A 348-nucleotide genomic window follows, 5' to 3' on the forward strand; every position below is an offset into this window, starting at 1 on the left:
CGTCGACACCACCGACGCAACGCCATTCGGCCTGCAGCTTGCCGACTATCTCTTTGTTCTGGTTGAAACCCTTTGCGCCGCCGCCAAGACCGCAGCAGAAATGAAAGTGCTTGAGCACGTACCTGATAGGCATGATCGTATTCCGTCACTGATGCCCGGACCGAGAGGTCCGGGCGTGCTGAGGTCAAATGGCTGAGGCTGTCGCTTCGGCCATGTCGCGGAAGATTTCGGCGTGCAGTTCCAACGGGAACTCGGCGAGAACTTCGCGCTGGCCGATGCCGGAGCGCTGCGCGACAACCATGTACAGGGTGACGGTGGAAGGGATTTGCCCAGGACGGGCTTGGTGGG

The 348-nt window shown here is 60.6% G+C and carries 1 protein-coding gene; it reads left to right on the forward strand.

What is annotated here, in order from left to right; translation table 11 throughout:
• A partial coding sequence (locus KMS84_RS44210) for a hypothetical protein (RefSeq protein WP_256921479.1) occupies positions 1-196 on the forward strand: 196 nt, incomplete at its 5' end.
• Positions 197-348: the final 152 nt, after the last annotated feature.

Origin of the sequence: Streptomyces hilarionis (genome assembly GCF_024539675.1) — a bacterium.
Classification (GTDB): Bacteria; Actinomycetota; Actinomycetes; order Streptomycetales; family Streptomycetaceae; genus Streptomyces; species Streptomyces hilarionis.